Genomic DNA, 14,265 nt, shown 5'->3' with positions numbered 1-14,265 from the left:
CTGTTCACTTACCTAGATAAAGTGGAATTCATTAAACTAACCTGCCCATTCGTTTATTTCCATGTATTCCAAAAGCTATTCTATGTTCTGAGTTTCCAATGCAGATGAAAATACCTCCTCAATATAGTTTCTTGAGTATTGAATTAACACGCAGTCTCTCAACTTCTTTTGAAATTTCCATTTGCAATTTCGTAATTAACATCAGTTTTTTACTTTCTTGTGATTCAGGATTTTGCACAAGCTTTTTGAGCATTTTAGGCACTTCCCATACCGAACGCAAGGCAAATGCAGCTAGGAATCCGAAACGAGGCAGGTCTTCGTCTCCATCCCACCCAGTCTTTCTCATCCCTTTCAAATAAGAAGTAATAAATAATTCAAGGTACATCTTGAAATGTTCAATCGGTACCTGCCCCCGACTAACACTTAAACCTAAGAACCGACCTAAATCCTCACCGATCCCTGAAATACTTGCGAATTGCCAATCAATTAAGGTTAGTTTCCCTTCTTGTTATTGAACAGAATTTAACATGATATTCATCTCATAAAAGTCCTGGTGAGCAAATGTTTTGGGAAGCAGTTCGATTCCATATAGCCAATCATTGATCCATTTTCAAGTTGAGTAAATTGGTCCATTATAGCCGCCACTCTTTGATCAGATAACAAAATGCGTTTAGAGTGAATATCAGGCTGATATTGATATGCATAACACTCATTTAACCATGAACGCATCCATTGCCGATTTACCCAGTGGAATTCCGGTAACGGATTTCCAAGTAGGTAAGCTGCTTGAAACTCCCCAAGTTTTTCTGTTGCGAAACCATAATCATCCCACTCCCATTGCCGCTGGTCTTGCTCTATATCCTCAATCCATAGCCAAACGGATCCATTGTCTTTTTCATCAATAGCAAAACACTTAGGAGTAAATATATTTTGGGGTAAATTATTAAGCAATCCAGAACTGTATGCCAAGATCTCTCGCCGCCAATAATTATAATGAGCTGGGTCCTCACGCAAGGGATCGGGATTAATTTCTTTCAGAATAAATGACCAAGATTGTTGCGCCCCACTATCTATTTCGGTTGTCCCAGATATCCGGTAGACCCCTCCTGTCACAAAATTCTTGTCAACCGCACCGATCGAATTGCAGGACCAGTTCGTAACAATTCCTATTTCAGAGTGAAGATAGTTGTTTGATAAGTTACGAAGCCAATCTGTATCTACCATTTCTGAGATACTTTGTATGGCCATACGTTTCTCCTTTCCTTAACTGTTGAACAAATTATTCAGGCTCCTTTTAATATTCCACCAAACATTGTAACTAACCTGCCCGTTAGCTTAATGAAATAGCGATGGGAAGATCATTAAATATATGTATAACCGGTAATTGTAAACATGTTCTTAACCCCTGACAATTGGCTATTGACTCTATTGACAGAAAGTATTTCTCAAACAGAAACGCCGCATAACAGTGTGATTGCTTCGCTTTCAATAGAACTACGTTCTTGACACAGACATTTAGTGTCATACATTACATTCCCCGCAACCGATCACACGGCTGCCTTCTATGTTTTTTGCATGTCCTTTTTTTACATCAAGCTCTCCAAACTCAGGTTACAGCTCTCGGGTCATAAAGGTACTGTAAGGATCGATCCTATAGTCCGCAAATGGCCCGCACTCCTCAAACCCGAAGACTGTGTACAGCCGTCTTGCCGGCTCGAACGACGCCATCGAGCCTGTCTCCAGGCTCAGCCGCCGGTATCCCCGCCGCCGGGCCTCCTCAATCATGTGGGCCAAGATGGATCGGGCAACGCCTTTACGCAAGTGGGCGGATGCTGTCCGCATCGATTTGATCTCGCCGTGGCCAGAATCGAGCTCCTTGAGTGCCCCGCAGCCAAGCAGCTCTCCCTGCTCCCATGCGCTCCAGAACGTCACGTCAGGCCGGCGGAGCCCGTCCAGATCAAGGGCGTGCACGCTTTCCGGCGGCGACACCTCCGCCATACCTTGAAGATGCTCGCGGATCAAAGCGGCAATTTCCGGCCCTCTTAAATCATCCAGTTTAATTTCCATAGGTTCACCTTCGCTCCGTTGGTAAATGTACATCTCATCTGCTGTGATTATTGTACTGCCATACCGATTTGTGAAAAAGGCAATCTTTCCGGGAAACTTTTCCCCTTTCGTCACATGTCATATTTTCCAGTACCACGTCCGCTATAGCTCTCCCGCCATTCCCCTTCTCCTTTAAACCAGATGTCCTTAAAATCTACCCAACCGGCAGCATTCAGCCTTACGCCCTGCTGCGCCGGATGGGACAGCACCCGGGCTTCATTGTAGGTCAGATAGACGGCCGTGACGCGTTTTATCAGCCATGACTGCAATCGCTGAAACGCTTCATTCCGTGCTTCCGGTTCCGCCTTCTGAAGCAGCTGTCCCACAAGCCGATCTATCTCCGCCTGCGCTCCGGAATCCAGCATGCTGCGAATGAAGCTGTACCGGGACAGCAAATATTCGATCTGCCGAAGCAGCCTCTCGCTCAGCAACGCCTCAAAGAGGATCAGGTCCGCCTCCCTGGTCCGCTCTTCCTTCATTAAGTCTGCCCAGGGCACAATATGTACGTCCAGCCGGATCCCGGCCTGTTCATATTGCTGCTGAAGCCAGTAAGCCGCTTGCTCATGACGCCGGTACGCGTACAGCTTCAGCACCTCTCCGTAGTATCCGGACCGTTTCAATTCCCTAGTTGCCTCTTCCGGATCGTACATTGGATCCGCAGAAGCCGGGTTCGGCTCAAGGTGAAAACCGAGGCAAGGTGAGGCGTACGGATATCCCAGCTCCCGAACCATGCGGCTTCGGTCAACCGCAAGTCCAAGTGCCCTGCGGAAAGAATCAGTATGCAGGATGCCCGGCTTCGCGAGGTTTATGGTCAGCATGCTGCATCCGGTAACGAGACGGCTGCACCGCCATGTCTTCAGTTCTTGACGGCGGGCTTCTCCCGTCTCGACGACCAGTACACCCGGATTGGTTTCCAACGACCACTCTCCACCGGTGTCCGGGATGATCATCACTTCAATACGATCAATCTGGCCCCGGGTCGAATAATAATTTGGGAAAACCTCGAGAACGCACATTCCCGGCGTTAAATTAGTGATCCGGTAAGACCCGGCCCCGACGGGCAGGCTGCCGGGAACGCTGCCGGCCCCGTTCTCCCCGCTATCGCGGGAAAGGATCGCAGCCGCGGTATGAGACATATATACCGCGAACAGAACATTGGGCTGACGCAGCTCCATGCGGACGATATAGCGCGATTCCGCGGAGATCTTAACGATGTCCCTGCACAGCCAGGAATGATTTTTGGATTCCTGCTGAACGCGGAGCAGGCTGTATTTGACGTCATCGGCCGTAAGCTCCGTGCCGTTGTGAAACGTCACGCCTTTCCGCAAATAGAAAGTCCAGCTGCAGGCATCCGTACTGGATTCCCAATCAAGTGCGACGCCAGGAATAACCTTGCCGGTCGCCCTATCCTGCTCGACCAGGGTCGCATGAACCTGGCGGATCATATGGGTGTCGAAAGCATACATCGCGTCCGCCGGGTCCATCGTCACGATCGGCCGGTATATCGGCAGGCGAAGCGTCTCCACAATACGGCCCTCCCCGAGCGTTTCCATGCGGTATCCGAAATAACCGGCAAGCCAGTCCATGAACCGCTGCTTTACTTGGGGTTCACCCGCCTTCTCCTTTACCCAGAGCAGCGCGCCTTGCACGTCTCCTTTCCTCACATATTGCTGTGCTTCCCGGATCAAGAGCTCCCGCTTGTCCGCCAGAAACGTCAGCTCCGACCGATGGCCCCTGCCCTGCCCGGCTGCATACCGGATCAGGCCGGCATACGTCATTTTGCGCAAGATCAGCCTAGCGTTACGGGGCGTGCAGAACAGGGCCTCGGCAAGCCCGTCGATCGTCACCTGGAACGGCTCCCCTTCTTTTTTGCCGGAATAAGCGCTTCGCAGCCGAAGATAATCCTCTGCCAATCTCACCGGACACGGCTCCTTTTGCTTAAAAAATGGTATGAATCCAACATACAAATTTTGATGGCGCATTTCAATCCCAGCGGTTAAGCTTTTCTGTAGAGAACATTAAGGCAGCCTTTGGGCCCGCTTCAGCCTTCAGATTGCCTGTCTGTATATTTTGTGATTGTACGCTAATCAGAATAAACCACCAACAATCAACTTCAATGATGATCGCATATGAAAAGAAGATATACATTTCATTGTATTTTTTTTTACTTCAAATCATAAACAAAAATTTTATACAAACTCACATAATTCTAATCCCACCATGTTTCTTTGGGTGCATTCGAAATAAAAAATGAAGCAGTTGCCGTTGGCAAGACTGCTCCTTTTGTTGAACTAAAGTGTTCCGTTAATTTAGTGATTAGTTTATTAAGAATGGGATAATTGAATCAAGCTGTATCCCTCTTGATGCTTTTAACAAAATCACATCATTTTTCTTAATTGCTTGGTTAAGCGCATTTGCCAACCCCATTTTATCTTTAAATGTTTTTACAGCACCAGTTGGATATCTATTTAATGCTTCTGGTGCAATATGGTAACTGAGATCACCGAATGTATAAATATAGTTTATTTTATCCGGATGAAGGTTTCTGCCAATTACTCGGTGGAACTCTTCTTCATGATCACCAAGTTCAAGCATATCACCAATTACTAAATACTTATCACTATAACCCGTCAGTTCTTGCAAAGTCTTAATTGCTGCATTTACTGAATCGGGACTAGCATTCCATGCATCATTAATTATGGTAAATCCCGATGGTGAAGTAATCTTCTCTAATCTCATACCAGGCAATTTCAAATGAAGAAATCCTTCGTTAATTTCTGCAGGGTTTAAACCCAACCTTAGAGCAATGGCTATTGTAGCAAGTGCATTATTAATATTATGGGCACCGAGAAGTGGAAGGTTGTAGATATCGTTTGCAACAGAGAATTGGGAATTATGGGAGTTGGATAAAGCATTCTCGACGCTCACATCATTAAAATCGCGCTGACCAAAACTGATGGTTTCTAATGAGCTGTTTTTTTTAATTTTAAAGATTTCTTTAGTTAATAATGGCTCGTCACCGTTGAACACTAAACAGCCACCACTCTTTAGACCCGTAACGATTTCCAATTTTGCTGCTGCTATTGCTTCTCTAGAGCCGAGGCTTGTTAGATGGGAAACCCCTATCATTGTAATTACAGCTATGTCAGGGTTGGTAATACCAGAAAGTTGCTCAATTTGTCCTCTTTCACTCATTCCCATCTCAATTATTGCAATTTCAGCATCTTTTTTTATCCCTAATATCGTTAATGGAACACCTACTTGACTGTTTAAATTTCCTTCTGTTTTATAAACTCGAAATTTTGTCTGTAAAACAGAATTTAGCATCTCTTTTGTAGTTGTTTTACCATTACTACCCGTAACACCAATAACTTTGACTGGTAATTCTCGTCGATATTGGGCTGCTAATGTTTGTAAAGCTTCTAAGCAATCATCTACATAAATTAAAGGTAGATGATCTGGTGGGTTAGAGTGATCCTTTTGCCAAAAAGAAGCAATTGCTCCTTTAGCTATTGATTCATTAACATAATTATGCCCATCCAACTCCCTTATAATTGGGATAAATAAATTACCTGGCTTTACGGTTCTGGAGTCAATAGACATTCCTTGAATCAAAAGTCTCTCAAACTCTAAAGATAACCCAACACCTTCAGACATTCGTTCAATAACTTTGAGTTCATGAGTAATCATCATTGCACCACCAAATAATTTGAAATTTTAAATCCGTGCTTTTAACTCTAATGCTACCTAATCTAGATTATGCCATGTGTGAGAAGAGATCAAAAGATCCATCACTAAGGCATTTTCTCAAGAGGGTGGTTCTTAAGAGACATCTATACTATGACGTCCATGTATTTAGCAAGGATTCCCAACACTCTTGATTTTCTTACATATAATCTGCTTCGCTAAGCTGCCGTTAGAGTAAGGAAACTCCATGAAACCTAGTTAGATCCTTATCTAATTGGTAATCGCTCATGTTCTTGTCCTTTACGTCCTCAACTCGGACAACAACCTGTACCGATAAAACAAAAAAAGCCGCTAATAGCGACTTTCAAAGGAAAAATCCTATGATGCATGGATGCCCCCCTTAGTGCCCCCAAAATGAAGATTCTTCTGAAAAAAAGCTAGGGAAAGAAATATCCCTAGCAAGTTAGGCTGTAAGAGCTTTTCCATGCTTTATCAACGAAAACGACTAAAGAAATTTCGTATGTCGTTTGTTAACAAATCAGGTACCTCCATTGCGGCGAAGTGCCCTCCATGTTCAAACTCTGTCCAGTGTACGATATCATATTGTTGCTCAGCAAGACGGCGTACGGGCAAAGCCAAATCGTGTGGAAAAACCGCTACGCCTAAGGGTACTGGGCAGCTCACAGGACGCCCCTTTGATTGGGCACTTTCATAATAAAGACGGGCTGATGATCCAGCCGTGCCTGTGATCCAATAAAGCATTACGTTAGTAAGTAGCCGATCGATTCCTATGGGACACGCCGGATCAACCCATTCCATAAACTTCTCTGTGATCCAAGCCAGTTGACCAACAGGTGCGTCGCTCAATGCATAAGAAAGTGTTTGCGGTCGGGTTGATTGAAGCACCATATAACCAGCAGGAGAAGTTACGTAACGTTTCAAATGTGCAATTCTATCCTGATCTTCCTTCGACAGCTCACTAAGCTGATCATCTGGTTTTGGCATAACAAAAAGGTAGTTTAGATGTACACCACGGACATGTTCTTTGTCTACCGCAGCTAAGATACGGGAGATGGCAGAACCAAAATCTCCTCCCTGTGCCCCATAATGGTCATAATCTAATCGTCGCATCAACTCTGCCCAAGCATGAGCAATCCGTTGTCCATTCCAACCACGATCAGGAGTGGGACCGGAAAAACCGAAACCAGGAATCGATGGAATTACCACATGAAAAGCTTTAGCAGGGTCTTCACCATAAGATCGTGGATCGGTTAATGGGCCAATGATATCAAGAAATTCAACGATAGAACCCGGCCAACCATGGGTAAGAATAAGGGGAAATGCGTCCTTTTCGGGAGATCGAACATGCAGGAAATGTATATTTGTTCCATCAATCCTTGTAGTGAATTGAGGAAATTCATTTAACTGAGCTTCATGTTTACGCCAATCATACGAAGTACGCCAATATTCCACTAACTCCTTCATATATCGGAGCGGAACACCGTCATTCCCTTCAACATCAGGTAGCTCAACAGGCCAACGTGTGCGACTTAGCCGTTCTTTCAGATCGTCAAGTTTTTGTTGGGGTATTGCAATCCGAAACGGTTGGATCGAATGATCAGAGTTTGTACGGTTTTGTTTTGAACTCATATCTGATGAGCCTCCTAATTAGAAGAAATTATTTTATTGTTCACCGGGATAAACCCATACAGCGGCCATGTTACAAAGATAAGAATTAAGTTGTACAAAAGAAAGGAAGATCTTTTAGAGTGCAATATAGGAAGACGATTGGTTCACCACTACCTACCTCCATCTCTTATGAAATGTTGAAATCGCTATTTCTCATAGGAGAATGCCGTTAGTTTTAATCATTTTGTCAACTCACCTTTCAATTTTAGTTGATCATATTTCGCACGTGCGATTTCAATGGCATATGCGATATCTTCCTCGGACTTCAAATAAATGGATACCCAGCCTGAATCGGGATACATATGATGCGGGCTTGCTACACCTTCTTTAATCCACCGATCACGTTCGGATTTTGACAGAAGAATATCAAACATGTGGTTGCCATGAAGATGGCCGATTTCCGTTTCGTTTAAGCGAAATTCCACCCCTCCAAACCGATGAGGGTGCTTTGTAACACCAGCCCAATTTAACAGTTCTTCGGTCAAGTTTGTTATCCCATACCTGTTCATCTCTCGTCCCCTCCTTTTGTTGAATGAATGCAAGTACATACTTACATTTGATGTAAGAAAAAACTAGGGAGCCAGCGCCCTAGCAAAAAGATCGACGCTCCGCTCGATAAACATGTCGAGTGTAACGCCCGAGTTCGACGACTCTACCAAGTTGCTGCTGAACGCCCCCAAATTCATCCACATAAACGACATGGCCGTAATCTCTGGATCAATATGAGTAATCTTTCCTTGGGTATGGAGTGTGGAGAAATAGTTCGTCAGCAGTCTCTTCAGGTGGGCCGGATGCTGTGAAGAATGCTTGTGTACTTCCTCGGGGAGCCGGCTGCCACCCCTTTGAACGATAGCGAGCAACTTCCGATTCCGGTTCATAATCGCATGGTACGTCCGAGCGATCATCAACAGATCCATACGTACGTCCCACGTCAGCCGCTCATTAAATAACTTCGTCATTTCGCCGGCATAATGGTAACGTTCGAACGCGGCGACGAGCAGCGCCTGTTTGCTGCCGAAGTGCCGAAAGAGCGTCACTTCATTGACTCCGGCCGCTGCGGCGATCTCCTTAGTCGTCGTCCCATCATACCCTTGTTCCGCGATCAGGTCGATCGCCGCCAATATTAACTTGTCGCTGGTGGTCGTTGCTTGGTTCATCAATCAATCCAGTCCTTTGCCTTTGCAAGTACTTACTTGCATATATTATTTATCAATCGAATCACGTTGTCAAGCCGTTGATCTGTCTTGCATAGGGCGCGCTCGTTATGAACCGGCTCCCTGCTAGTCTTTATTGTGTTAACGTTTCCGTTAGTGTCACAATGATATTAATTCACTCTAAGTTCCATTCGTCAAGCCTTTCCTTGAGCAATGTCAATGCTCTCGTCCGTATTATGGCTCAATAATTTGTCTGCCTACATTCACATCGTCTACCTTCCATTGGTTATCAACAAATTTATAGAATACATAACGGTCAACGAGCTCAAGATTGATAGGACCGTTTTCAAAGTAAGCCGATTGGTGCATTCTCGCCGCTGTGGTGCTACTGTAGGCAATATCGGCCTTTCTTGTTAGTATAGCGTTATTTTTAATGCCATTACTGTGAATAATCTTGTTTATGAATGAGTCCGTGAAATAAGGTCTGAAATGTGCTCGGATTTGCGAATAGCTTGAGAGATCGGTGGCTTCATTTATCTTCTCATTAAGTACGTTTATTCTCTCTTGACTTATTCTCCAAGGCTTCTGCGGCTCTGCATAGATCAATACCTGTTGCAGACCGATTGTAATGGTTGCTTTTCGTTCTTGTTCGGACCACAGCGCTGTTCCGCCAAAGGCTTCAGCAAAAACACGTGCGGGTACATAAGTTGTTCCATTATCGATTTTTGCTGGCACATCAAGGCTGAAAGCGGCGTTATTTAATAACGCTGTTCGAGAATTCACACGCAGCAATAGCTCTCGTTTGCCACGAATAATCATGATGCTTTTTTTTGCCTGGTTCCAAGTTACTTCTGAATTGAATCTCTCTGAAACAGCACGTAATGGAATCAGCATTCGTCCATTGTCAATTTTTCCATTGTCAATCGTGTTCGAAAAATTATTAGCGAAGCTTATCGCTGGATTACCGATTAGTAAGGTGCACACTAAAGAAAGAGTTAGTGCGATTATTGTTTTTTTCATAGATGATTCCTCCTGCGGTTCGATTATATCCTTGACCTAACTCAATCCTTGTTTTTTAAAATAAAACCCTCCAGCAAATGATGCCGGAGGGATCAGGCAGTACGTAATGAAGCTATTTTTGCTCAAATATGATTACCGTTGTGGGATTCGCCATGTATTCTACGGGAGATCCTAACAGCTCGGAGACTAAACGTACGGGTATAAACGAACTATTCTTCTTCAACAGTAACGGCGCATCATATGAAACGGTTTTTCCATTCACGATTGCTTTCTTATCATTCACTTTCCAACGGATCGTTGTGTTGTCTTTGCTGATCGTTACCTCTTGTTTGCTCTGATTCCACCCTATCTTCGAACCCAATCGCTCGGATACAAATCGAATCGGGACATAAGTGCGGCTCGATGCAATAAACGGGGCTTCGCTTAACTTAAAGGGACTCTCTCCTACGTAAGCAGTTCTACTCCCTATCACTAATCGCTGGGCTTTCAGTTGGTGGGATCCATCTCCACCGAGCTTATTGAGAAGTTGATACGTTTTGGTCGTACTTCTTAAATCCAAATAGTTACCGCTTAAATCCAACGCGTATCTAATTGCTCCCGTGTCATAATGAGGAGGATCAAACGTATGATTTCGAATGGGATCCAAATTCCATACACGGTTATCCGCTAGATGTAAATAATGGAGTTCGCTTAGGGATTTCAAAGGCTCAAGATTGTAAACCAAATTAGAATTTAGATTCAAGGAAGACAGGTTAGACATTTTTTTCAGTGGATCTAGTTTCTTGATCTGATTGTTTTCTGCGGAAAGAGCCCTCATTAGCGTCATCCCTTCAAGCGCACGGAGATCCGAAATTCGATTGCTTCCGATGTTAAGGCTCATTAAACTTTTGGATAGCGGCTTAAGTGGACTCAGGTCCGAGAATCGATTGCTCGCTAGTTCCAAGTTCTTTAGCTTGGTTAATCTGCTCAAGGGCTGAATTTTCGCGATCTGGTTCCCGTTCAGTTGTAACCATGTTAGTTCTGTGGCCGACGATAATGCCGTAATATTCGAGATTTGATTCTCGTTCGCTTCGAATGTATGCAGACGCCCAAGCTGCTTGACCACATCAATCGACGAAATTTGGTTCCGGTTTACGATCAACATTTCCAAATCCGTCATGGCGGACAAATCCTGAATTGAAGCGATCTGATTGTCCGCAATATCAAGTTCGCGAATCTTAGTCAATGGCTTGAGTGGCATAATATCGTCAATTTCATTATTGGACAAGTCAAGATATTTCACATTGGAAGCATATTGCAAGCCTTGAATGCTTTTAATTCCTCGATTTGAAAGATCAACCAAGGTTAATGATTGCATATCTTTCTGTGTAACGGCCGCATTTTCATCCTTTTTTAAAATTTCTTTTATTGCTTGCTCCAACTGCTCGTCCTGAAAACTTACTTCCAGGGAAGCCTGCTCCATAGATGCCACGCCCGGTAAGCTGATCATCATTACCAAAACGAATACTAGCCCGGATAAAACCTTATTCATTTAGTTCCTATCCCCTCTTCTACTGGTGTCAAATGATAATTACGCTTATAACGGATAAAAAGTTGCGCTCCCATTTTTTTCTCTGATTACGACTCTAAATGAATAAGTGATACTTCCATGGACCCAGAGTTGCTGAAGAAAATTAATTAGATTTCTGTCTAATCGGCTATCGGACCAAGTGCTTGTCCTTGATTCGGGACAAGCACTTGGTCCGATAAAACAAAAAAAGCCGCTAATGGCGACTTTCAATGAGACTATGTTCTTGTCCCCCGACATCGACGTGTCCTTATTGTAGTGCAAGTTTGATTGGACGTGTGATTGCGAGGTGGTGAAAAAAGAATACATATTTGTTCTTTACTTACAGTAGATACGTAAACCTCCACAGGGAAGAACTCTCATGGGGAGCATGTTCAGAGAGCTAGTCTCTTTGCAAAGAATTTAAAAGATTTCTCAGAGCAAATTTCGGACAATTCTGATTTCAACCGAATCCTCGCATCATCGACGAGCACATCGTCACTTCTTGCCTGCATCGAGCTCAACCATAATTCCGAAGCTTGGTAGCACATGCTAAAATTATTATAGATTATGATAGTGACAACTTCCGTCATAGTTATTATGATACGGAAGATTAATGAGCCTGTAAACGTTATTCCGCCTATCGCCGTGCCGGTACCTGACAACATTATTGCACTTAATGAATAAGTGACATTTCCTGTCCCTAGCGTTGTATCTACATGCCGCAGCGAAGCAGCTAGAGATTGGCCAGAAAGATGATTTGGAAATCGCCAATGTGCAAAAGCGAAAGCATATGACATGATGTTTTTTTGAGTTTGGAGCCTTTTTATATCCCTTGATGGGTACAGATATAATAGTGGTATTGCTATTGGTTTTTCCCTATCTGTTTATCCTTGTCTATAACTCTTATTACCGTTTCATTTACTATAAAGAGATGTGAAAAATGGAGTTTAACTCATATTAATCGAAAGGAATGGTGACGATGGCAAAAGTATCTTTTAGTGGTTTAAAATATGGTGAAAGTAATGTGGAAATAAAATTATTGGTGGATATACAAAATGATTGGTTTGAGATAAAGCACACTGTATCCGAAATAATGAATAAATCAACAGGTGAATATATCGTAGTAACTCGAAACACCTTGAAATTTGAGGTTGCTTCATCACATGAGGAAACGATGTAACATATAAAAAAGGTAATGTTGAAATCCAGAACGATTTTGCTGGATCTACTTCATCGCAGCCTTTACATAGAATGTTACCAGTAAGCCCATAGCGGTATTGGAATATTCAAACGAACCAATGCTATCAGTCCACGTACCTACCAACAAAGTCATTCGAGGAAAGCAGTTTTTCACGTTTCATCTCTAATAAAAGTATTCACCTGAAGTGTACTCAATCGTAACGGCGGATTTTTTCATGATTGCTATAATGATAAAACTTATCTATTGCGGATTTAGCTTGATCACCGAACGGAAGCGCCCCAAAGTATCGTAGAGAATGGGAAGCAAAAATGGTGGGTATTGGTACTGTCCGGTCTATTGTTTTACCAGGCAAGCATACAGACTATTTCGTGCGGACCGAATGATGACCGTTAGTATAAATGATAACGTTTCATATCTTGAAGATGTAAATAGCAAGACCGTGTTCAACTGGGATGTGGAGGAATTAGAGGGTCAAGAACAAACATTATTTTGTGCTTACTTAACACAAAAAGGAAAGAGAAAATTAGAGGAGAATGGGAGGTTTAAAGATTTCATCGAAAGTCTGGACGATGGAGGTGGAGTTATTCGGATGTACATACCTGCTAACAAATTGGAGTTTTATACGGACATGATATGGGAACTGGGACAAGAAGCAAAAATTACAGAACCTATGGAATCCATAATATATATAAAGTGTAAGTTAGAAGAGATGAAAAAACTTTATCCTTGATGTTGCGTAATGTTCAAGCCATTAGAAATGCCCTGCTAAGCTATCCTGCCCGTTAGCTTAATGAACTAGAGCAGCGGTTCAATGCTTATCTAATCGGTAATCGCATCATCTTCTCGTCCATTACGGCAATCGGTACCATGTTCTAGTCCCTTGTCATTATTTGACGAATGGCACTTTGTGAGCTTTAGGATACTCATCAAAAGTAATTGTCTCATTTTCTTCACGTTATCTTAAAACATGAGTCTTTAATTCATCCATGACCTGTTTCCTGATTTCTTTTGGTATGTTGGACGTGTAATCTATCTTTCTGTTCGGAGAAAATAAAGTGTGAGATTGAGGTTGTTGATTTAACGCCATTATAGAGTTGGAAAGACGGTGAGTATTTAAAAAATAAGTTCTAGACTAACACAGAGTAACCCAAACAGCGGCGAGAATGAAAAAATAAAGTCATAGATCGCCGCTGTTTTATGGAACTATCGCCCCTTCAGGTCGATGGGTCAACTTCAAAACTAAGCTGGAACGTAGGTCAACCTGATCACCTGCTCGCCAATTCGATCGCTTGCCACGAGGTGCAGCGGCGGACGCGGACCGGCGAAGAACGGCTTGCCGTCACCCAGCACGACTGGATGGAGATAGAGTCGATACTCATCAACGAGACCGAGCTCCGTTAGACTGTGCGCCAACTCTGGCCCGGCAACTTCAATTTCCCCTTCATGCTGAGTCTTCAGCCCATGTATGGCCGCCGAGAGGTCGCCCTCGATCAGAGAAGCGTTCGGACCGACGGACTTTAACGTCCTCGACACCACCCACTTCGGTTTGCTTTGCCACGCAGCTGCGTATTCCCGTTCCGGCGCATCCCATTCAAAATGGTCTCCGTCTCCGTCCCCGTCCCAATACCGCATGGTCTCGTACATGCGGCGCCCGTAAAGGCAACCCGTTAGACCGCGCACGTCTTCGATGAAATGACGGAATAACACGGGGTCGGGCTGAAATGACATATGGTCGACGAACCCGTCCAGAGACTGGTTCAACGCAAAAACAATGGCCATGCAACTGACTCTCCTCACTGGTTATTTCGTACATTCATCATCAGGATTACACTTCCATATGCAGCCTCCTCTAGGTCTAT

General features: G+C 43.8%; 13 protein-coding genes and 1 pseudogene. 3 read left to right on the top strand and 11 right to left on the bottom strand.

Features of this window, described 5'->3' with window-relative positions:
- Positions 1 to 118: 118 nt before the first annotated feature.
- The 10 genes from DP091_RS31960 to DP091_RS19530 all read right to left on the bottom strand — a co-directional run bounded on the left by DP091_RS31960 (position 119) and on the right by DP091_RS19530 (position 11,187).
- Complete coding sequence (locus DP091_RS31960; RefSeq protein ID WP_258394620.1) at positions 119 to 385, bottom strand: hypothetical protein; 267 nt, start codon at positions 383 to 385, stop codon at positions 119 to 121.
- Between the two features lie 149 nt (positions 386 to 534).
- Entirely contained in the window at positions 535 to 1,248 is a 714-nt protein-coding gene (locus DP091_RS31955) for an ecdysteroid 22-kinase family protein (RefSeq protein WP_258394619.1), read from the bottom strand.
- Positions 1,249 to 1,611: 363 nt separating this feature from the next.
- A complete protein-coding gene (locus DP091_RS19565) occupies positions 1,612 to 2,067 on the bottom strand; it encodes a GNAT family N-acetyltransferase (RefSeq protein ID WP_113059965.1) in 456 nt (151 codons plus the stop codon).
- Positions 2,068 to 2,177: 110 nt separating this feature from the next.
- Positions 2,178 to 4,025, bottom strand: a complete 1,848-nt coding sequence (locus DP091_RS19560; RefSeq protein ID WP_181469873.1) for an ABC transporter substrate-binding protein — start codon at positions 4,023 to 4,025, stop codon at positions 2,178 to 2,180.
- A 397-nt stretch (positions 4,026 to 4,422) separates the two neighbouring features.
- Positions 4,423 to 5,799, bottom strand: coding sequence for a UDP-N-acetylmuramoyl-tripeptide--D-alanyl-D-alanine ligase (locus DP091_RS19555; RefSeq protein ID WP_258394618.1), 1,377 nt, complete (start codon positions 5,797 to 5,799; stop codon positions 4,423 to 4,425).
- Between the two features lie 486 nt (positions 5,800 to 6,285).
- Positions 6,286 to 7,443, bottom strand: a complete 1,158-nt coding sequence (locus tag DP091_RS19550; protein ID WP_113059863.1) for an epoxide hydrolase family protein — start codon at positions 7,441 to 7,443, stop codon at positions 6,286 to 6,288.
- 218 nt (positions 7,444 to 7,661) lie between these two features.
- Positions 7,662 to 7,991 carry a luciferase domain-containing protein gene (locus DP091_RS19545; RefSeq protein ID WP_113059862.1) on the bottom strand — a complete coding sequence of 110 codons (330 nt, stop codon included), beginning with the start codon at positions 7,989 to 7,991 and terminating at the stop codon, positions 7,662 to 7,664.
- 63 nt (positions 7,992 to 8,054) lie between these two features.
- Entirely contained in the window at positions 8,055 to 8,639 is a 585-nt protein-coding gene (locus tag DP091_RS19540) for a TetR/AcrR family transcriptional regulator (RefSeq protein ID WP_181469872.1), read from the bottom strand.
- Positions 8,640 to 8,870: 231 nt separating this feature from the next.
- Positions 8,871 to 9,656, bottom strand: coding sequence for a copper amine oxidase N-terminal domain-containing protein (locus tag DP091_RS19535; protein WP_113059861.1), 786 nt, complete (start codon positions 9,654 to 9,656; stop codon positions 8,871 to 8,873).
- A gap of 112 nt (positions 9,657 to 9,768) precedes the next feature.
- Positions 9,769 to 11,187 carry a leucine-rich repeat domain-containing protein gene (locus DP091_RS19530; protein WP_113059860.1) on the bottom strand — a complete coding sequence of 473 codons (1,419 nt, stop codon included), beginning with the start codon at positions 11,185 to 11,187 and terminating at the stop codon, positions 9,769 to 9,771.
- Positions 11,188 to 12,184: 997 nt separating this feature from the next.
- On the opposite strand from DP091_RS19530, the gene DP091_RS19520 reads away from it, so the two are divergent.
- The 3 genes and pseudogenes from DP091_RS19520 (at position 12,185) to DP091_RS19515 (ending at position 13,136) form a co-directional block, all read left to right on the top strand.
- A complete protein-coding gene (locus DP091_RS19520; protein ID WP_113059858.1) occupies positions 12,185 to 12,385 on the top strand; it encodes a hypothetical protein in 201 nt (66 codons plus the stop codon).
- A 316-nt stretch (positions 12,386 to 12,701) separates the two neighbouring features.
- Positions 12,702 to 12,785: pseudogene (locus DP091_RS32475) on the top strand (WYL domain-containing protein); the annotation flags it as partial.
- Positions 12,786 to 13,136, top strand: coding sequence for a hypothetical protein (locus DP091_RS19515; protein WP_483874483.1), 351 nt, complete (start codon positions 12,786 to 12,788; stop codon positions 13,134 to 13,136). It abuts the pseudogene before it with no gap.
- A 509-nt stretch (positions 13,137 to 13,645) separates the two neighbouring features.
- On the opposite strand, the gene DP091_RS19510 is transcribed toward DP091_RS19515, so the two are convergent.
- Entirely contained in the window at positions 13,646 to 14,203 is a 558-nt protein-coding gene (locus tag DP091_RS19510) for a dihydrofolate reductase family protein (protein ID WP_258394617.1), read from the bottom strand.
- Positions 14,204 to 14,265 lie beyond the last annotated feature (62 nt).

It is taken from the genome of Paenibacillus sp. MDMC362 (assembly GCF_003269305.1).
Lineage (GTDB): Bacteria > Bacillota > Bacilli > Paenibacillales > Paenibacillaceae > Paenibacillus_AQ.
The sequence above is the reverse complement of the archived record's forward strand: the minus strand, read 5'-3'. Positions and strand labels throughout refer to the sequence as shown.